This is a genomic window from Kangiella taiwanensis (assembly GCF_020005165.1).
GTDB lineage: Bacteria > Pseudomonadota > Gammaproteobacteria > Enterobacterales > Kangiellaceae > Kangiella > Kangiella taiwanensis.
The window spans coordinates 551,123-571,194 of the sequence record NZ_JAHCLT010000003.1; the positions used below are offsets into that span (position 1 = coordinate 551,123).

General features: G+C 45.6%; 13 protein-coding genes and 3 tRNA genes. 3 read left to right on the forward strand and 13 right to left on the reverse strand.

Annotated features, from left to right (window positions below):
• Positions 1-47 precede the first annotated feature (47 nt).
• The 11 genes from KFK88_RS11645 to uvrY all read right to left on the reverse strand — a co-directional run bounded on the left by KFK88_RS11645 (position 48) and on the right by uvrY (position 13,387).
• Entirely contained in the window at positions 48-764 is a 717-nt protein-coding gene (locus KFK88_RS11645) for a response regulator transcription factor (RefSeq protein WP_223579922.1), read from the reverse strand.
• 104 nt (positions 765-868) lie between these two features.
• Positions 869-1,414 carry a hypothetical protein gene (locus KFK88_RS11650; RefSeq protein ID WP_223579925.1) on the reverse strand — a complete coding sequence of 182 codons (546 nt, stop codon included), beginning with the start codon at positions 1,412-1,414 and terminating at the stop codon, positions 869-871.
• Positions 1,415-1,652: 238 nt separating this feature from the next.
• Positions 1,653-2,309 carry a response regulator gene (locus KFK88_RS11655; protein ID WP_223579927.1) on the reverse strand — a complete coding sequence of 219 codons (657 nt, stop codon included), beginning with the start codon at positions 2,307-2,309 and terminating at the stop codon, positions 1,653-1,655.
• Positions 2,306-5,497 (reverse strand): ligand-binding sensor domain-containing protein, encoded by a 3,192-nt coding sequence (locus tag KFK88_RS11660; protein ID WP_223579931.1) that lies wholly within the window; start codon positions 5,495-5,497, stop codon positions 2,306-2,308. Before KFK88_RS11660 ends, KFK88_RS11655 begins: the two co-directional genes overlap by 4 nt.
• A gap of 135 nt (positions 5,498-5,632) precedes the next feature.
• Positions 5,633-9,346: a S8 family peptidase gene (locus tag KFK88_RS11665; RefSeq protein WP_223579933.1), complete on the reverse strand. Its 3,714-nt coding sequence runs from the start codon at positions 9,344-9,346 to the stop codon at positions 5,633-5,635.
• Positions 9,347-9,782: 436 nt separating this feature from the next.
• Positions 9,783-9,869: transfer RNA gene (locus KFK88_RS11670), tRNA-Leu, on the reverse strand.
• 25 nt (positions 9,870-9,894) lie between these two features.
• Positions 9,895-9,968 (reverse strand) — tRNA-Cys (locus tag KFK88_RS11675).
• Positions 9,969-10,030: 62 nt separating this feature from the next.
• Positions 10,031-10,106: transfer RNA gene (locus KFK88_RS11680), tRNA-Gly, on the reverse strand.
• 150 nt (positions 10,107-10,256) lie between these two features.
• Positions 10,257-10,823, reverse strand: coding sequence for a CDP-diacylglycerol--glycerol-3-phosphate 3-phosphatidyltransferase (gene pgsA, locus KFK88_RS11685; protein WP_223579936.1), 567 nt, complete (start codon positions 10,821-10,823; stop codon positions 10,257-10,259).
• A gap of 74 nt (positions 10,824-10,897) precedes the next feature.
• Positions 10,898-12,733 (reverse strand): excinuclease ABC subunit UvrC, encoded by a 1,836-nt coding sequence (gene uvrC, locus KFK88_RS11690; protein ID WP_223579938.1) that lies wholly within the window; start codon positions 12,731-12,733, stop codon positions 10,898-10,900.
• Positions 12,734-12,748: 15 nt separating this feature from the next.
• Positions 12,749-13,387 carry a UvrY/SirA/GacA family response regulator transcription factor gene (gene uvrY, locus KFK88_RS11695; RefSeq protein WP_223579941.1) on the reverse strand — a complete coding sequence of 213 codons (639 nt, stop codon included), beginning with the start codon at positions 13,385-13,387 and terminating at the stop codon, positions 12,749-12,751.
• Between the two features lie 116 nt (positions 13,388-13,503).
• Here uvrY and KFK88_RS11700 point away from each other — a divergent pair, with 116 nt between their 5' ends.
• From KFK88_RS11700 to KFK88_RS11710, 3 genes are all read left to right on the forward strand, one after another.
• The gene (locus KFK88_RS11700; RefSeq protein WP_223579943.1) at positions 13,504-14,019 is read left to right on the forward strand and encodes a type VI secretion protein; all 516 of its coding nucleotides are present in this window, start codon (positions 13,504-13,506) and stop codon (positions 14,017-14,019) included.
• Positions 14,020-14,485: 466 nt separating this feature from the next.
• Positions 14,486-17,341 carry a dienelactone hydrolase family protein gene (locus tag KFK88_RS11705; protein ID WP_223579946.1) on the forward strand — a complete coding sequence of 952 codons (2,856 nt, stop codon included), beginning with the start codon at positions 14,486-14,488 and terminating at the stop codon, positions 17,339-17,341.
• Positions 17,313-17,789, forward strand: coding sequence for a hypothetical protein (locus tag KFK88_RS11710; protein WP_223579949.1), 477 nt, complete (start codon positions 17,313-17,315; stop codon positions 17,787-17,789). Before KFK88_RS11705 ends, KFK88_RS11710 begins: the two co-directional genes overlap by 29 nt.
• Positions 17,790-17,862: 73 nt before the next feature.
• Here KFK88_RS11710 and KFK88_RS11715 read toward each other — a convergent pair whose 3' ends face one another.
• On the reverse strand, positions 17,863-19,191 hold the full coding sequence (locus KFK88_RS11715; protein ID WP_396326659.1) for a M24 family metallopeptidase: 1,329 nt from the start codon (positions 19,189-19,191) through the stop codon (positions 17,863-17,865).
• Positions 19,192-19,330: 139 nt separating this feature from the next.
• Positions 19,331-20,062 carry a M48 family metallopeptidase gene (locus tag KFK88_RS11720; RefSeq protein ID WP_223579955.1) on the reverse strand — a complete coding sequence of 244 codons (732 nt, stop codon included), beginning with the start codon at positions 20,060-20,062 and terminating at the stop codon, positions 19,331-19,333.
• Between the last annotated feature and the right edge of the window lie 10 nt (positions 20,063-20,072).

Genomic DNA, 20,072 nt, shown 5'->3' on the forward strand with positions numbered 1-20,072 from the left:
TCTCACCTTAGTGAATAGCTTACTGTTATATCGTGTATGGCGCGTCATCACTTCAAAGCTAACTGGTAGCCTTTTCCTCTAATGGTCTTAATTAAGTTAGGCACTCGGGGATCATCACCTATCTTGCGCCTTAAGTGCGAGATGCGCAAATCAATGGTACGCGTCGTGCTGTCATACCCCATTTCTTTAAACTGTTGTGAAATAAAGTCGCGCGTGACGACGTCACCAGCGTTTTCAGCCAAAATCCATAACAACTCAAATTCCGAAGTGGTCAACTCTAGCGGTGCATTATCAATCGTTGCACTGCGAGCGACTTTATCAATCATTAAGCCGTTGACTTGGAGACGGTAATCATTGTTTGCAGACTCCGACTCTTCTTGGTACTTTGACAAAAGATTGTATCGGCGCAACAAAGCTCTAACACGAGCCAATAACACCCTTGAGCGGACCGGCTTTGCTAGGTAATCATCAGCACCAATTTCAAGCCCAGTGACTTCGTCGACATCATCTTCAAGCGCTGTTAACATCAGTATCGGCCCTTCATAGTGATTTCGCACTTCCCGGCACACTGACAGGCCATCAAGATCAGGCAGCATGATATCCAACACCACCAGCTTTGGCTGCTCTTCAATAATACGAGTAACCGCATCCACACCATTCGATTCAGATTTAACCGTAAAGCCGTTTTTCTCAAGGAATGCTGCGAGTAATTCGGTCAACTCAACGTCATCATCAACAATTAAGATCCAATCATTCAGTTTCATAAATCACTACATGTTTGTCCTAAACAGCACTGATTGTATCATAATGTATAATTACAAGTACGAAAAATACAATAATCTCACATTACCTTAATATTTCGACTATTTCACAGCTTGCCTTGCCCACCTTCTTTAACCCCGCTCTTTGAAACAAAACGTCGAATCATCCGCATAAAGACTTCCGCATCCAAAGAGCCTCTCGAGTCAAATGTCGCACTATCGTTTAGGGTAAACTTGGTGGAATCCATGCTGACATTGTCCAACAAAGACGTCATGGTGATATTAGCCTGTAACTTACCTTCCACGACTAACATTTTCCCTTGCTCTTGCCCAACCGTTGCCTGAAATCCTGTTTTAGGGTCTGGAGAGTACAAAAAGGCGATAACCGTTTCGCCCTGATACCATCGAGGTAACCCCTGCGGCTCAATTGCAAACAGGCTATGTTCACCTGATTTTTTACGCGGATTAATAAAACCGAACTGGCGGAATGAATATTTTGGAAGCATGCTGACATTATCGGTAACGCTACTATTCATCCTGACCGTGATTTCTGTAAAAGGGGTGCCATTACTTGAAATACCATCGGTTACTGACTCAACTGTCCCGTAGATAATAATATGGGCCTGCTCAATCAATTGTTTGAGACTCTGCATTCTAAACTGACTGGCCTCAACAGCATTTATTACTGACAGCAAAAGAAGCAACATGGTAAGAGAAAAGAATTTGGAAACGCACAGACATCGAGCTTTTGTTTTCTTATTGTTCATACGCTCTGCAGTAGCCACCAGTGTCATCCAACATTGAGTCATTATAGGTAGGGCTTGCACTAGACTAAATCAGGGTTTCCCTGATTTTTGAAGATATTAGCAGAAAATCTTGATAAACAAGACGCTAGCTTTCGTTATGAATCAAGCCAATCCGAATGGCAAAGCGAACCAACCCTGGTACATCGTGAATCCCAAGCCGATCCATTAATTGAGCTCGGTGACTTTCTACAGTTTTCACACTGACACACAATTTATCTGCAATGTCTTTGGTGCTGCTTCCTTCTGCGATCAGCTGTAATATTTGTCGCTGGCGAGGTGTTAACACATCCAGCTCGTTGTGTAAGCCAGCTTTTTCCTTAATAAAGCGTTGAACAACTTCGTCATCAATACCTTGGCTCAAGTAACGCACATTATTCATCACTGCCTTAATCGCTGTTGCCAGCTCTTCGAATGCAGAGTCTTTAATTAAATACCCATCAGCACCAGCCTTCCAGGCTCGTGCAACATACTCTGGGCCAGCATGCATCGACAGCATTAAAATTTTTATATCGTTATTTTGTTGCTTAACTCGCTCTACGACTTCAAGGCCATTTAAACTAGGCAACGTAATGTCTAACACGATTAATGTTGGTGATAACTGTCTAGCTAAGTTCACCACGTCAAGACCATCACCCGTTTCAAAAATTTCACCCACTTCAGGCATTGCCTGCACTAGCGTTTTAATGCCTTCTCTTACTAAGGTGTGGTCGTCTGCCAGTATTAATTTTTCTATTTGCTTCACCGTGGAATTCTCGCTTCAATTGTGCTGCCCTTCCCTAACTCAGAGTAGAGCTTAATTTCCCCCTTAGCTCCCTTTACTCGCTCCATCATACCAAGTAAGCCCAAGTGCTCACCGTGTTTAATTCGCTCATTAACTGCATCAATATCATAACCCTTTCCGTCATCCTTGATGTACACACAAATATGCTCGTTTGCTATTGCTAACTTGATATGCAGTACAGAAGCATTTGCATGGCGTAGCACATTACTGATCGCTTCCTGAATAATCCGAAAAACTACCACTCGAACATCATGCGAGTTACCAGAAACATCCTGCGCGGCATCAAGCTTAATCGTAAGCCCAGTACGCTCCGCTATGACTTCCAAGTAATACTCCAGTGCTGGTACAAGCCCAGCCTCATCCAACAAAGGTGGCCTTAATGACAAAGACACATTCCTTACCTGCTCAATCATGCTATCAACGACTGAAATGCTTTGCTCAAGCCGCTCTTTTATAGCCGCTTGATCCTGCAGAGTGTCAATGACTTGTAGGTTAATCTTTGTCGCCGTTAACGTTTGTCCGAGTTCATCATGCAACTCACGAGAAATATGTTGCCGCTCTTCTTCTTTGGCGGTTTCAATACGGTTGGTCAGGTTCCTCAAGCCTTTAAATGCAATCTTTAACTCGTGCTCTTTTTCACGTATATCCTGTAATGCCTTTTCTTTCTGTACCTGTAGCGCGACCAACTCACGGTTCCGAGCCTTTAATTTATTTAGCCTTAAGCGATGCATACTAATAATAAATACAGTCACTACAGCTAGAACCAATAACTTAAACCAATTCTCCATCCAAAAAGGCGGTATGACATCAATCTTAAGAGGTTCAGTTTCTCCCCATACGCCAAATACATCCTGCCCTCTCACCTGAAGCTCATAACTGCCGGGAGCTAAGTTATAGAATGTCACTTCGCGTCGCCCACCAAGATCAATCCAGTCTTCTTCAGCGTTCATGCGGTACTTATAGTTATGCGGCTTTTCGGAGTAATCTAAAACTGTAAACTCAACTGAGAATACATCCCCGTAATCAACCTCCTGCTTATCCAAGCGATGGGATAACAATGTGTCAGACTGCCCACTGTCAGCACTACTTCGCAAGGTGTCTACACTGGTAATTTTTACTGTTGGCTCAGGCGGCATGATAAATGGCGTACCTTTGGGTATCGCAAGGACTCCACCTATCCCACCGAAAAACAAATACTGTTGATTTTGCGACGCCGTGGTTCGGTTAAAGTGAGTAATCAAAAGGCCTGATTCAGCTTTATAGTTTCTGACGTCACCAGTTCGACTATCGAGCTGGCTAATCCCTTCACGGCTGGCTAGCCAATACAACCCGTTGATGTCTTGCTGGATACTCATGATGACGTTAGATGCTAGTCCATCAGCCTCTCCCCATCCTTTAAACTTTACACTATGCTCATCGATTAGTTGATACGCCCCACCGCCATTTGTTGCAACCCAGAGATCGCCATCATGTCCTTGATAGAGGTGCGTGATGTTATCGCTCAATAACCCGTGCTGTTCTTTATTGTGACGACCAAAGCGTTGACAACTCCAAGGAGAGATTTGGCACCGGTTGAGTCCACTAGAGCGAGTGCCAACCCACAAGATGTTATCATCGGTTTTTAAGATCGTTGTAATGTAATAACCACTCAATGAATTGGGGTCATCTGTCCTGTGACTGTACGACTTAAAGGCATCTTGGGTATGCTCTTTCCAATAGAGGCCTTCAGCGCCTGTTCCGATCCAAACACCATCATCAGTAGCAACTAAACTATTAATATAGCCTTTACCAATACTCGTTTCGTCTTCAACCGAGTGTTGATAATAACGACCGACACCATCCTTTTGAATTTGCCATAACCCTGTTGATGACCCTGCATAAACCCAGTCTTTATGCTTGGTAATAGACAATATACCTTCAGCTGCAAAGATTTGATTGGAAGCTAGTTGCTTTGATACCAACCCTGTTTCGACATCCAACATTTGAGCACCACCACCAAAAGTGCCAACCATCTGATGTGAGTTATCGGAGTACAAAGCAGTCACATTATGATTACTCAATCGGTAATCATCGCTGTCACCATTCCCCAGAAAGTGAAAAGGAAGCTGCCCCAAGCGTGCGACATAAACACCGCCCCCCCAAGTACCGACAAATAGCTTTCCTTTATGGTACTCCAGCGCCAACACGGGTAAAGTCGGTAGCTGGCCGCTGCTTCCTAACGGGTTTGAGTTAAAAGCATCATAACGGTTTGACTCTGGGTTATAGCGCAACACACCTCGGCTCATGGTCCCTATTAATAACTCTCCGCGAGCAGTCCACTCTAATGAAACAATAGCAGGATGCTCTTCACCTTCTCTTAAACCGACCATTCTTGCTTCGCGCGTGCTAGGGTTGTAATTTATTAAACCTCTGCGCGTGCCTAACCAAAAGCTACCATCTTTAGCCTGCTTAATTGCAAACACTTCATCATTGAAACTATCCCCTGTAAGCCCGCTGAGGCGGTGACGAACAAAGGTATCGGAGTCTTTTTCTTTGACATTAATTCCACCACCGACCGTGGTGATCCATAAATTATGGTCTCTATCAATAAAGAGGTTGTAGATATAGTCGTTACTTATGGTGTTAGGTTGCCCCTTTACAAAGTAGTGGCGGTCAAAGTCTCCGCTAGAAAAGTGTAATTGATTAAGACCAATATCGGTGCCAACCCAGTAGCTGCCATCATCCATTTCAACAATGTCATAAACGCTATCGTTACTCAGCGTAGACGGATCATTAGAGGTGTGGCGATATGTTTTGAACTGTCTAGTGTTAGGGTTGTAATAATTTAAACCCGCGGTATTCGTCGATACCCAAATATTACCTTTACTATCCTCATAAAGGTTTCGAATATCTGTATCGCTGATGGTATTCGGGGTATGAATGTCAGGTTTGAAGTGGGTAGCAGAGTAACCATCGTAGCGAAATACCCCCTCTCTTGAGCCCACCCACAAGAAACCTTGTGTATCAACTAATAAACTCGAGACGACTTCCGCCTCCAAGCCACGGCCCTGCCCCAAGGGGTAGTAAGTGACTTCTGCTCTCAGTGTATTAATACAAAGATACACTAGAGCAACGGTAGTCATAGCAGATATGCGCAGGATCTTAATCATGGTTTCTCGCAAAAAGGGGTTACTTTGAATATAAGTGAAGTCACTGCATAAAATCAATTAAGTCCAGAGATTATGCTACAACGCAAAAAAGGCGGCCTTGGGGCCGCCTTTCATATCGATATCAAAATACCGGTATTATTTAAGTAAATAGGCTCGAACCATTGTTTGATCCACTGTTGAGCCATTGTAATCCGACAGAATTACACGCAAGTGAACATACTGACCTGCTTCTGAATCGTTTGGAATCGTTACAGACCAATTGTCACCAGACTGAGTAGCATCTACTGACTGCCACTCGATACGTGGCCAATTTGTATTGCGGTGAGTTCCGTACCCATACTCAACGTGTACAGATGATAGCGGCACACTGCCAAGACCATCAACCAAACCTTCAATTGAGAATGTTATAGGCTCGCCCGCCGCTACTGTGTTATCCATGTCTAAAGGAATATCAATGCTCGGTACGATAACAGGTTGAGGACCTTGCATAGAGCTGTCAGTCATGAAGTTCCATGTCGTGACATGGGCAACACCAATACGCTGATTAGCCGTCCCAACTTCCGCCATTCTTGTAAAACCAGAGTCAATGGTCACAAGCGCAGGAGCATCAGGTAGCGCCACCATACCGTTTGCTTGTGGTGAAACTCTTTCACCATTGACATGAATACGGCTAAGAATACGGTCACGTAATCCACTTGCAGCAACACTATCATGACCAGCAGCATCACCAAAGTGTGGAATACTGAACTTCATCTCGTTGTTAAAACGATTTGCCAGCACAGTATTATTCGTCAACTGGCTTGAACCAAACGGACCTTTATACCAAGTAGTTTCTTCGGATTGTCCACGACTAAACACTCTTGGGCCATCAAAGCTACCGCCACCATTAACACGCATTGGCATAACTTTGTTGGTCCAACCCAATGTCTCAGGCGTGAAGTACTCAACACGCTCGATAGGTGCCAAAATAGTTTGTGAAGTACCTGTCGAATAGAAACCTGATGCGCCTGGCACGTGAGCGTAAACGTCAGCATAAATAATGCGCTCATCACCCTGTGAGAAATACTGGGCAGTGATAGAAGCTAAATCGCTTTCATCAACTTTTACTTTACCAGTTTTGATTTTGCCACTCGACTGATGCGCTAATGAGTAAGCGTATGGAGAGCTTTCAGGTGCAGTACCTGACCAATGCAACTCCAGTGGTCCTTCTGACATTTCTTGCTTTAGAACTTCGCCCACATCCGCAGTAACCGTAATGATAGGGAAATCATAGCTACTGGAGCTAGAGTTATGTCGGCCCACCGAGTTAGGGAAGTTAGCAATCAAACCGGCAACACCAGCATTCCTAGCATATACAGCTTGTTGGCCCAACAAAGTGCTAATGTCGATTAGCGCAATTTTGCCCTCTACATCCACTTCACTGAACGCTTGCGAGCTTCCGTCTCCAGCATAAACAACCTCAAGGCTGCCTTCGCCATTAAACATCCGAGCTAAACTTGGCGACAAATATTCGATAGCAGTACCGTTACTGGTCGCTAACTCTGGCATCGGAGTGGTCGCGCGAGTGGTTACAGCAAAATTGAAGTTTTCATCGTAACCATGAGACCAGCCATAAACGGCCTCAACATATTTTGGCGCGTAATCGAACGCTCCAGCTTTAAGCCTATCATTTGCACTCATATCGTAAGTGAAACCACCACTGAAACCTTGCATATCAATCGGGTTGCCAGCCTCAAACTCGATCTCACTGGCATTACGAGCATCAAGCACAACCTCAGTACTGCCATCAATTTTACGATCTAAGTCTGCCATGAACGATACCGACTCAACCAAACCTTGATTGGTTGGCTCATCACGCGTCATGATGCTTGATACGATGCTAAAACGACCAGAAGGCACATTTAAGCGAACTTCCCCGTTAGTGTAGCCAAAGCGGTTCACAACTTGGTCTTCATGATTAAGCAACGTCACGGTTGATGGCGACTCAGCTGGATTACCAAAGCGGTCAAAAGCTGTAATGGTTAACTCAGACTTCGGCTCTTCAAACCAAACCGATACAGGAACCGTAACTTTATCGCCTTGGTTTGATGTACCCACCAGACGACCTGTAATCGTTCCATATGCACTATTACGAAGCGCAGCAGAGGCATCTACCGTAACAGGAACATTAGCTTCTCCGTGGGCTGGCACCACAACTTTTCTGGTGTTCAGTTTAACCAACTTAGCAGGAACATTCGTATCACCGTCATCGCCTATCATTTTCAACTTTAGATGCAAGGTGATATCGCTATCACTAATATTGCTAAGCGTTATCTGCTTTTCCACAACATCATATTCGTAAGGGCTATAAAAATTACCCAAGCTTAAATTAGGCTGACCAATAATGTTTTGCGAAACGGCACGTGCAACATCCATTGGACCAGCACCCTGCTCCATAATTGGTGCATCAGTATCAAATACTGAGGATGTTAACATTGCCTTGAGCTCTGCTGGTGATAGCTCAGGATTTGCCTGTAGAACCACGGCTGCGCCACCTGCAACATGAGGTGTAGCCATTGAAGTACCTGACAATAAACGGTACTCATTACCACTGATACCACCCGTAGAAGCAGACACTACGTCAACGCCTTGAGATGCAATATCAGGCTTTGCAGTTTTACCATCTATCGACGGACCACGACTTGAAAATTCAGCGGTATTACCATTTCGGTCAATAGCGCCAACGGTCAAAGCCTTTGGTGAACACCCAGGAGTGGACACGGTTTGGCGAACGTAACTATTGCCTGCGGCCACCACAAATAACGCTTGCTCACTCAATACTTCTAACATATCGACAGTAGGCCCAACACAATCAGAACCACCAGAGGCTCCGAGAGACATGTTCACAACGTTAGCGCCACTTTCTACAGCCCAGATCATACCCTGCAGAATACCACTCATTGAGCCAGAGCCATTGTCGTTTAATACTTTACCCACCAGTAGCTTTGCGCCTGGTGCAACACCGGTGTACATACCTTCAGAAGCAACACCAGTACCAGCGATCGAGCCCGCTACGTGTGTGCCGTGACCATCCAAATCTTGACCTTCAGAACCCCAGACAAAAGATTGAACATCAATAACTTGACCATTCAAATCAGGGTGAGCAAAGTCATAACCAGTATCCAACACCGCGACTGTTACGCCAGTGCCATCAAAACCCGCCTGATATGCAGAGAGCGCTCCCGTTAAAGGAACCGTTGGTGAAGGTAAACCGACATCCATAGACTGATAAACCTTATCAAGCCATACAGACTTGATGCGATTGTCACTAGTCAAGTCACTGTATGATTCACCAATACCGTCCTTATCAATCGACATGGTGGCACTATCAATCACATCAAAACGGTGTGTCATGCGAGAGTTTCTAAGTTGAACAGGCGCAACGCCGTCTTCATATTCAACGATGACAGAAAGTTGCTCGGCACGCTCGTCGTCATAACCACTTTGGTACAAACGTGTTAAATTGAACAACTCTTTATCCAATTTTCCAGCATCAACTAAAGGTTGTGCTTCTGCTGGAATAAGGTATAAATTCGGGCCAACTTGTAGTGTACTCGACACAACCTCTGTGCCGTCAGCCTTGGCCAAACGAGCACCTAGCATCTCGCCACGATTATTCACGGTTGCATGCGCAACATCGCCTGTGATTAATGTAAAGGCTAGCGCTTTCGCACCGACCGTCGCATCAACCGTGTTAACCGGCTCACCATTTGGTCCGCTTTGTACCACAGCTTGTGAAGTGGCTGTATAACTCATCGATACAGCCAGAGTTACCGCAGTAACGCTGGGCAAAAATGATCTTAATTTCATAAACGATTCCTACTCTCACTTGAAAACCTACCTAGGTAATGAAGTTCATCAGCTGTATTAGGCTAGTGTTGGCCCTGATTATGTTTTTGTAGTAAACCAACATGCCAAAGCTTACAATGACGCATCATTACCTTGTGACTTATGGAAAAGCTTCAATCTCTATTGCTAATAATCTAGATGAATTCGTATTAGCTTTTCTCATACCAAGCAAAGTAGCACAGAGCAAGAATTTCAAACTATAGGGAAAACCCTGATATTTCATCAGAACGTCATCAGGCCTTCATGCTTTTGTAAAAATTATGGACAGCTGCACGAACTGGAGGGGTTCCGTCTTTTTAGAACTCACTAAACGTAATTACAGGCCCTACAACGAAAAAAGCCTTGCAGAAGCAAGGCTTTAGGATTCTTTAGAGTCTTTTTAAAGAAGATTAAAGAATGGTGCCCAGGGCCGGAATCGAACCGGCACGGTGTCGCCACCGAGGGATTTTAAGTCCCTTGCGTCTACCAATTTCGCCACCTGGGCAGATGACTGTATCAGAGAGAAATTATGGAGGCTGAGGCCGGAGTCGAACCGACGTCCACGGATTTGCAATCCGCTGTATAGCCACTCTACCACTCAGCCAAAACCGACTTCTCTGATATAAAAAACCTCGGACTAATTTAGCACCGAGGTTTTTAAGAATTTGGAGCGGGAAACGAGATTCGAACTCGCGACCCCAACCTTGGCAAGGTTGTGCTCTACCAGCTGAGCTATTCCCGCGTCGTTTTGATGGCGTGCATTTTACTGTGAATTCATTTTGTGTCAACAATAAAAATCACTTTTTTTGCACTTTTCTTACGATTGATTAAGGCTTAAACAAAGTGTCGTTTTTTCGACCAAAATCAAGGTGCTATCCGTAAGAGAGGGTTATTATGCGTCATTCTTCTCACTTGTCAAGTACGGCCAAGCCGCCTTGAGATACACCAGCATTGACCACAGGGTTAATAATGCAGCAACCCACATAAAGACATAGCCAAATACTTTAGGTAGCCCGAATATCGCTGGAGAAGCAATCAGTAGCAAGAAAATCGCCAATAATTGGCACATGGTCTTAATTTTGCCAATAACTGATACACCGACTACCGCTCTGTTACCCAACTCAGCCATCCACTCTCTCAAGGCCGAGACGGTAATCTCGCGACCGATGATAATCATGCCTGGAATCGCTAGCCATGGAGAGCCTTCACGTCCTATTAGTAAAATCAAGGTGATAGCGACCATCAGTTTGTCTGCGACCGGATCAAGGAATGCGCCAAAAGGCGATTCAATCTTCATTTTCCGCGCCAGAAAGCCATCTAACCAGTCGGTCCATGCGGCCGTGCAGAAAATGGCTAGCGTGATCCAGCGTGCGGCCACACCATCTATAAAGAAGAAAATGACAAAAAGTGGTATCAGTAAAATTCTAAAAAAGGTAATGATGTTGGGTATGTTCCACATAGAGTTCCCAGTACGGTTATTCTTAGGCTCTTTAGATGGCAATCATTGTACCCTAAGAAATTATAAAAATGTTGCTAACTGTGTAAATAATCGTAGATTTTCTGCGCTATCGACAAGCTAATACCCGGAGCTTTAGCGATATCTTTAGCGCTAGCCTTCTCTATCTCCTGCCAACCACCAAAGTGTCTTAATAATGACTGACGGCGTTTTGCACCCACGCCCGGAATTTCTTCGAGTAGCGACTTAGTACCAGACTTCTTACGCTGATGGCGGTGTTTGGTGATCGCAAAACGGTGTGATTCATCACGAATATGCTGAATAAAGTGCAACGCTTTCGAATCTTCATCCAATAACAAAGGGCGGTGTTGGCCAGGAAACCATATCTGCTCCATGCCCACTTTACGATCCGAACCTTTCGACACTCCAATTAACGGTACATTCGTAATATCAAGCTGATTAAAAACATCTTCAGCCTTCGCCAGTTGCCCTTTACCACCGTCAACAATCACCAAGTCCGGCAATGACTTTTCTTCGTCTTTTAAGCGCTTATATCGACGTGTCAGCACCTGCTCCATCGCGGCATAATCATCGCCCGGCTCAACGCCAGAAATATTGAATATACGATAATCTGACTTTTTAGGGCCATTTTCGTCAAATACCACGCAAGAACCCACGGTTTGATTACCTTGAGTATGACTAATATCAAAGCATTCCACATGCTTTGGCATTGACTCAAGCTGAAGGGCTTTTTGCAGTTCCAACAAACGCTTTGTGAAATTCGATTTGCTGTTGAGTTTTGCTCTTAACGAGTGCTGAGCGTTCTTATTAGCAAACTCTTGCCACTCTTTCGTCTGCCCTCGGCTCGCCACCTTGAGACTGACTTTGGATTGTTTATGCTGTGACAAAGCCTCGCTGATGGCCTTACTATCTTCCGGCATTTTCTCAAGGAATACCTGCTTCGGGACTTCTGCGCCCGATAAGTAATAGAAGGTCAGGAAAGAGCTGATGATTTCATCTAAGTCACTGTGCTTGGGAACTTTGGGGTAATAGGTTTTATTGCCAACAATCATGCCATTTCGAATAAACACCAACAGTATGCAGCAAGTGCCAGAGGCATAAGCCACACCCACCATATCCAAGTCTGATGCGGTACCACTAATGACCTGCTGCTGCATGACGTGACGCATCTGCTTGATCTGATCCCGGTAACGCGCGGCTAACTCAAACTCCAAGTTTTCGCTCGCCTTGTCCATCTTCTTTTGTAAACGACTGATCACCTGATCGCTCTTTCCGCGATAGAACAGACGAATATTCTCGACGTCTTTAGCGTAGTCTTCTTTCGATATATAGTTCACACAAGGCGCGGTACAACGTTTGATCTGATACTGTAAGCAAGGTCTGGAGCGGTTAGCGAAATAACTGTCTTCACACTGCCGAATCTGGAATACTTTCTGCATCAACGATAAACTTTGGCGTACCGCGGAGGTACTTGGGAATGGCCCAAAATAATCGCCTTTCTCTTTTTTTGCGCCTCGATGATAAGCCAAGCGAGGATAATCACCAGACGAAAGAAATACAAACGGGTACGACTTATCGTCGCGGAAAATCACATTAAACCGAGGTTTATACTTCTTAATAAGGTTGTTTTCGAGTAATAGAGCTTCGGTTTCCGTTTCGGTTACCGTCGTATGGATGTCTTCAATATAGGTGACTAGTAGCTCTGTCTTGGGCGATTGATGCTGCTTGGTAAAGTAGCTTTTGACGCGATTGCTGAGATTTTTAGCTTTACCGACATACAGCGTCTCACCCTCTTTATCCAACATTTGATACACCCCAGGCTTTTTGCTGAGGTGAGCCAGTATTTGTTTAATCTGAGGCTTTATAGTGCTTGCGGAGTCTTTTTCCGACATGAATACAGTGAAGAGTTACTGAGACTCGATGACTTTATAGCGTAATGCTAAGTGGGTCAAACCAACATCATTCTCAACGCCCAACTTCTCAAACAAGCGGTAGCGGTAACTGTTAACCGTCTTTGGGCTAAGGTGCAGAGTGTCTGAAATATTTTGAACCTTCTCACCGCGAGTGATCATGAGCATGATCTGCATCTCACGCTCAGAAAGCTTAGAAAAAGGATTATCATCGTGATTTTTGAACTGACTGATCGCCATTTGCTGCGCGACCTCAGCCGCCAAATACAACTTACCGCGGTTAACCGAGTGAATGGCTTTTACCATTTCCTCAATGTCGGTGCCCTTAGTTAAGTAACCCATGGCTCCAGCACTAATAAACTGGCTCGGATAAGGCTCGTCACCATGCACCGTGAGGGCGATAACTTTGAGATCAGGATCAAAGCGCAACATACGGCGAGTGGCTTCTAGGCCACCAATTCCCGGCATATTAGCATCCATCAACACCACGTGTGGCTGATGTTCTTTTTGCTGTGTGATAGCTTCTTCACCTGATTTTGCATCGCCGACTACTTCAATACCTTCTGCATCTGACAGAAGACGACTCAGTCCCGTACGAACTAAATCATGATCATCGACTAGCAAAACTTTTATCACACAACCCCCCTACTCTTTATCAAAAAAATCCTAGATAGAACTTCAATTTAGCGGTTCAATTATTATGAAATTAGGTTAAGATAGCAAGCAAGATCAAGATAAGTTTGGAAGATTGTATGATTATTAAACGCATAATGTTACTCAGCTCACTTTTAATTATTAGTTCACATTTACAAGCCGCTTCTACAGCCGAAGACTGTGCTGCCATTACTGATAATAACAAGCGTCTTGAGTGTTATGACAACTTCCTCAAAAAGCAAAAAGAACAACGCTCTCAAGAAACACCAAAACCTGCTAAACCAGCCCCTCAGGAGACAGAACCCACTGTGGCCGAAACGCCTGAGCCTACTGCTGAGGAAAAGTTTGGTTCAGAGCAGCTGAAAAATAAGCCATACCAAGAAAAAGAGAAAGTAGATAAAATCCGTTCTCGCGCGATTGGCCTCTATAAAGTTTGGGAAAAAGGCGTTCCGGTAACGCTAGAAAACGGTCAAGTTTGGGAAATTATTGATTACCGTAGTGCTTACCATATGATTGAAGACCCTGAAATCACTATCGAAAAGAACATTTTTGGCGGTTATCGCCTTGGGGTCGAAGACCTCAATAAGACATTCCGCGTAAAACGCAAAAAATAATGTCTTTTAGACGCAAAAGCCCGCAATTCGCGGGCTTTTTTTATTCTCTAAATACTGTTGCGCTCGAACATCAATGCAAAACTGCTTTAATCACCTTGAATCGATCTCCTAACCAAGATAAACGTTTCGCCCAAGAGCAGGCAAACATAACCAATAAAGAAATATACTCTTGACTATAATCGTAAGATCCCACTATCGGTATCCGACACTTTGCTGTATCCGACAAATTGTCTCTGCTAGAGCAACATCGATAACTCATTTGTTTGCTTGAACATCTGCTCGAATTGCAAATTTGCATCGTATTTGCAGATTTTTCGCACAGAAATATCCTTATTTACCTATAGCACCAAATCCACAAAGGAGTAATCTAAAGCGAAGGCCTATGCTTTGAAGAGTATACGTCTGACTTCTATGTAGAGAACACATGGAAGGAAAACATGGAAAACATTAAGAAGGAGTTTTAACGATGTCACTATATAGCAAGTGGGTAATGCCCTTATGCGTGGCACTTTTCGCTGGTGGCCTACAAGCCGCAGAAAAGTACCCCCATCGACAATATGATGGCCTAGCGCCGGTCGATGATAACGGCAATGTCCAAGAATACCTAGAAACAGGTTCTTCACTCACCCTCGCCGCTTCAGGTTTAGAGAAAAACCGCATCTATGAAGTTCGACTCGGTATCGATACCGAATATGTCGAAAACTATGAAGAAGCGGTCAGTTTCGCCCGCGTCAGCACCAACGCTCGCGGTGAAATCCCTAACTTCATTTTGTGGTACCACAGCGGTGTTATCGGTTGCTCATACCGCTCTAAACAAGAACTTGAACAACCTTACGCCTTCCGCAGTTTCGACGAAGCACAAGAACGCTTAGCGGGACGTCGCTTGGCGGTAAGTTTGCACGAAGTTGAACGCGACGAGTCGGGCCGCGTACCACCAATGAAACTGGGCGTGAGCAAGCCGATTCAAACCATGCAGCTTCCTATCGTCAAAGCGAAACACCCTACTGTTTACCCTTCTGACGGAGAAGCCTGCCTACACAACAGTATGCACAGCCAAAAAGAAGATCTGTATATTTCAGGCAGAAACTTCGAGCCAGGCGAAAAGCTTCGCGTATCGCTAGTGCCGAACCAGCGTCGCTGGACAGTTGGCGATCAAGTTAATGATATTACGGGCGAATTCAGCGCAGCAGCCGCTGAGTGGGTTGAAGCTGATAGCAACGGCCGCTTTACCGTACGCAGCTGGGATCGCGAGCTACAGCGTCGTGGCGCTTACGATATCGTGGTTCAGCGCGAAGATCGTGAGCTAGATTACGATCGGTTGGATATCCGCGACCGTATTTCTTATGGTCAAGATACCGCTTTTGTCCTATATCTTTACTACCCTCCGGGTGGCCCATTGATGGACATCGCAGGCCGTAAACTCAATAGCGGTTTCCCCTACTTTGAATTTGCCGATTCGTTTGCCGATGAAAACGATGACGTCTGGGGTGCCGTCGATCCGACTTACGTACAACCGAGTCACGCTGGCGGTAATTATGCAGCCTATTACGTGGTTGACCATAGAACAACGCCACAGTGGGATCCCGGCATGGGTGGCTCAACCAATTTAGTGGATGTGTCTGGCGGCATTGAAATCATGCGTGTTAAATCGGGCTGTATCAACGGCACTGACACCATCATCTGGCACGCGCCACTGAACGAGGGTGAATATGATGTCGTGGTGGATTTTGGCTCAACTGTCGCCATGAATCCAGGAGACTTTGTCACCGACAACAACTACGACAGCAGCACCGACTTCTTAGACGGCTCGACACAAGTGGGCTTTGTGGTTGCAGACGATCCCTATGATCTTGGCAGCTACGCTATCGGTGAGTTCGAATACAGCTTCGATGATTACTTCGCCACTATGGGCGGCGCTTCAGACGTCGACTTACGCGCAATCGTTCGCTACCCAGCGACCGTCGCTGGAACCAACACTCCCGTTGCCGCAGGCCAGCACCCGATCTTCTTTATTCAGCACGGTAACCACCGGGTCTGTGAAGTATCGGTAGCGCACCCTCATCACGTCAACTGCCCAGTCGGACAGCGCACTCCAAACCACGAAGGTTACATGCGCTTACTCGAAACCCTGGCCAGTAATGGCGTCATTGCAGTCTCTATCGACGCTTTTGATTTAAGCGGATGGGTACCTCAATGGATTCCTGAGCGCGGTGAGTTAATCTTACGTCACATTGAGCTGTGGTCGCACATGGACGATGCAGCAACCTTCCCCGGTTATCCCGATCCAAGCACAGGTTTGTTCAGCAACCATGTAGACATGACGAAAATTGCCGTCAGTGGTCATTCGCGTGGTGGTGAAGCCTCGGTTTCGGCCTACGTGCAAAACACAGGCTTCAATATTGTCGCCGTGTCTTCAATCGCGCCAACGGATCAATACGACCCAGGCAACCCACTGTACACATTAGGCGATGTTCCTTACTTTGTAATGTTACCAGCTGCCGACGGTGATGTTTCGGATATTCGGGGCCAGCGCATTTATGATCGCGCAGGCAGTACGATTAGCGATAACACCGTAAAAAGTGGTTTCCATCTGTATGGTGCAAACCATAACTTCTTCAATACGGTTTGGGCTTCACATGGCGATGATGCCTCGCCATCGAGACCACAGTTTATACCTGCTGCACAGCAACAGCGTATTGGCGAAGCCTATTTAGCCGCCTTTAACCTGATCCACCTAAAAGGCGAATCGGTTTACCAAGATATGTTGCGCGGGAACCTAACCTTCCCATCAACCGCAGGTGTTAACAACTACCATTTCCACCATGAAAAAATTCACCAAAAGGTTGAAGATGGTTCAGACAACACCACAAGTTCCACAGCAGTCAGCAAGGCGTCGGTAAACGGACCATCGGTTCACAGCACACAAGCGCTACAAGTTGGCTGGGGCTCAAGCTCCGCAACCATGGAATACGCCATTCCAGCTGCACAACAAGACGTCTCAGGCTATGAAGTCCTATCGTTCCGTGTCGGCATGACCAATGCAGGCTCAAACCCAGTATCAGGAACACAAGACTTCCGTGTAGAACTCGTCAGTGGCTCAAACCAGCGCTCAACACACGCCGCGAATTTCGACCAAATACCTGTACCTTATGATCGCCCAGGAACCGACCATAACGTCATGACTACGGTCAGAATTCCACTACACTCGTTTATCGTGAATAACTCGAATGTCGACCTAACTGACATCGACCTTATTCGATTCAAATTTAACCATCCATCACAAGGAGAAATCTATGTGGACGATATTGAATTCTCACGCTAAAAGCTTAATCGCGGGGGTTGCCCTAAGCTTAGTAGGTGCCACTAGCTTCGCTGCTGGTAGCAACGTCGAGTACAACAAAATGGCAACCCAAGGCAAACATACTATTGATGTTAAAACAGCTGAAATAGTAACGCTGAACAGCAAACAGCAAGCCAGTATCTTCGGCAAAAGCTCGCTGAAAAGCCTAGAGCAGGACCAAGTCGTGATAAAAGTGGTGACCCAAAACCCAGTAAACTTATCACTCTCCAGCTCACCGACGATTACCGTCAACGGCAAAGCCGTACTGACCAAGTTTGAGCCACATCAAGACACCACTTTCTACGCCTTCGTAGACAAAGGTGCACTACAAAAAGGCACAAACTCAATCGACATGATCTGGCCGGATAAGCCCAAAAGCGCAAAAGCCGAAAAAATGCGCCACGCCTATCAGCTAGAACTTAAAAAGTAGGCAAACAAGCAACCACTAAAAAGCCCGCAGTTCGCGGGCTTTTTTTTGCAGATACGATAAAGGATAAAAAACGTTATTCACTTGGAATTAGAATCAGCTCTTCTTGAGGTGGTATCAGGTATTCAGCACCATCTTCAGTAATCACCGCCATCTCCTCCACTGAAATCGTTTTAGTGGTTCCATCATCACGCTTCCACGCATGAAAGCCGTCAAAGGCGAACACCATCCCCGCTTTCAATGTCTTCTTCGCTGCTGGACGTACTGTCGCACCACGTGAACCACCTAGGTTAGGCCCAGTGTCATGTGCCACATAACCCACAGGATGCCCTGTACTCCACATTACGTGTTCAGAGCCATTCTGCTTCATTAATACGCTTTGCGCCGCATCCACATCGATCCCACGAACCCCTGGTTTCATAGCTTCAAAAGCAGCACGACCACCAGCGCGAGCACTTTCCCAATAATGCTGAATATCCTCTGGAGGCTTTGTTTCGCCCGGCTTCAGCACATAGGCAAAACGCTGAATATCGCTGACCCAGCGACCATGAACCTTAATCCCAAAGTCCGTCTGAATCACGTCACCCGGCATAATCACTTTATCGGTCGCGTGTGAGTGCCCACGATCGGGACCAGAGTTCACGTTCGGGTTTTGATCCGGCGCCCAAGCGTCGGTCACGCCATGCTCCTCCATCTTAGCTTTCAAAAAGCGCGCCACATCAGCATCCGTCGTCTTGCCCGGAACTACCTGTTTATATGCCTCGATTTGCCACTCAGCAGTCAAACGAGCCGCCTCGCGTATAATGTCCACTTCCTGCGGCAACTTAATCGCTAACCACTCGTATACCAACTCTTCTGAAGACACTAGACGTTGCGCAAACTTATCTCCCAAAGCATCTTTTAGCGCCAAGCGCTGCGTATAACTCAACCCGTCTGCCTGCGCATTATTCACCGATGAGTTCACTGCAATACGCTGAAAATCATGCTCCTGAATAAACTCAGCCGCCTGCTTTAACGCAGACTCACCTCGCGGTACAGACACAACCTTGTCATGAATCTCTAACTCAGCAAGCGCCGTAGCCTCGCTCGACGGCGAAAACACCAACGAATGGAACTCGCTGCCACCTTTCTCATCGCTTAAACGATAAAACACATAAGCCGCAGGCGCCCCAGCATTCTCACACCCAACATGATCCGCTAAAGGATCATTATTGTTCTCACGACACAAAATCACCCACGCATCAACATCCGCCGCCTCCAACGCACGAGGCAATAACATATTGATCCGCTCCTTGCGAACCTCTGGCCACGGATTAACAGCCTCCTCTGCCACAGCAGACGCCTGAGCAAAAACTAGCGCACTAAAAATGAAACTACAGAATAAAACCAATCGCTGAATCATAATGTTCTCTTGTTATTGATATGATAAATCACGCCGCGAAAAGATTAAATCTCGCAATAAACTACTCACAACATAAAGAAAATATGAAAAGTAGTAGTGGCCTGCTGAGTTTGCTTTTCTAAGCAAACTTGCACACTCTACTCTACAAGGTACCCAAAAAAGACGCCATATCCAAAGATTTTTTATTAATTTTCCAATTCGGCATCACTTGCTCCATCAGCTTGTAGAACCGTTTGCTGTGGTTGTGCTCTACTAAGTGGCAGAGTTCATGGAGAATAACGTAGTCGATGCACTCTTTGGATGCTTTGACGAGGTGGGTATTGAGTAGCAGTCGACCTTTGGGGCTACAACTTCCCCACTGTTTCTTCATGGCTCTAACAGTAAATGGTGTTGGTTCGGTGACCCACGGTGTTTTTTGTACTACTCGGCTTATTTGTTCTGCAAACACTTGTTTGGCTTTTTCTTTGTACCAGTTATCGACTAGTGCTTTCACATTTTCAGGCGACTTATCTTTGCAAAAGACCTCTAAGGTTCCTCTGAATAACCTAACTCTCGGTTGATAGTTTTTATCTTGATGTACCTTGAGCATATACCTACGACCTAAGTAGAAGTGCGATTCTCCACTCACGTACTCTCTTGGGCTGTGTTCTTTATCAAGTGCTTTAAACTCCTTTAACTTGCTATGAATCCACTTACCGCGCTTCTTGGTGGCGTGGATAACATCACTATCAGAAACGTCCTTGGCTGCATATACTCGCACCTTACAGTCTGAGTCCACTTTAATGCTTACCTTAGGGCTTGGCTTTTGCTTTTCCAACCGCTCAAAGACTATAGCTTCTTCACCATAATAAAAGCTCAGAACTTTTTTACTCACAGCAATACCC

Bases quoted from the DNA above. Each gene is read 5' to 3' on its own strand.
- KFK88_RS11645 (WP_223579922.1), bottom strand. From the start codon at position 764: ATGAAACTGAATGATTGGATCTTAATTGTTGATGATGACGTTGAGTTG.
- KFK88_RS11650 (WP_223579925.1), bottom strand. From the start codon at position 1,414: ATGCAGAGTCTCAAACAATTGATTGAGCAGGCCCATATTATTATCTAC.
- KFK88_RS11660 (WP_223579931.1), bottom strand. From the start codon at position 5,497: ATGATTAAGATCCTGCGCATATCTGCTATGACTACCGTTGCTCTAGTG.
- KFK88_RS11665 (WP_223579933.1), bottom strand. From the start codon at position 9,346: ATGAAATTAAGATCATTTTTGCCCAGCGTTACTGCGGTAACTCTGGCT.
- pgsA (WP_223579936.1), bottom strand. From the start codon at position 10,823: ATGTGGAACATACCCAACATCATTACCTTTTTTAGAATTTTACTGATA.
- uvrC (WP_223579938.1), bottom strand. From the start codon at position 12,733: ATGTCGGAAAAAGACTCCGCAAGCACTATAAAGCCTCAGATTAAACAA.
- KFK88_RS11700 (WP_223579943.1), top strand. From the start codon at position 13,504: ATGATTATTAAACGCATAATGTTACTCAGCTCACTTTTAATTATTAGT.
- KFK88_RS11705 (WP_223579946.1), top strand. From the start codon at position 14,486: ATGTCACTATATAGCAAGTGGGTAATGCCCTTATGCGTGGCACTTTTC.
- KFK88_RS11710 (WP_223579949.1), top strand. From the start codon at position 17,313: ATGTGGACGATATTGAATTCTCACGCTAAAAGCTTAATCGCGGGGGTT.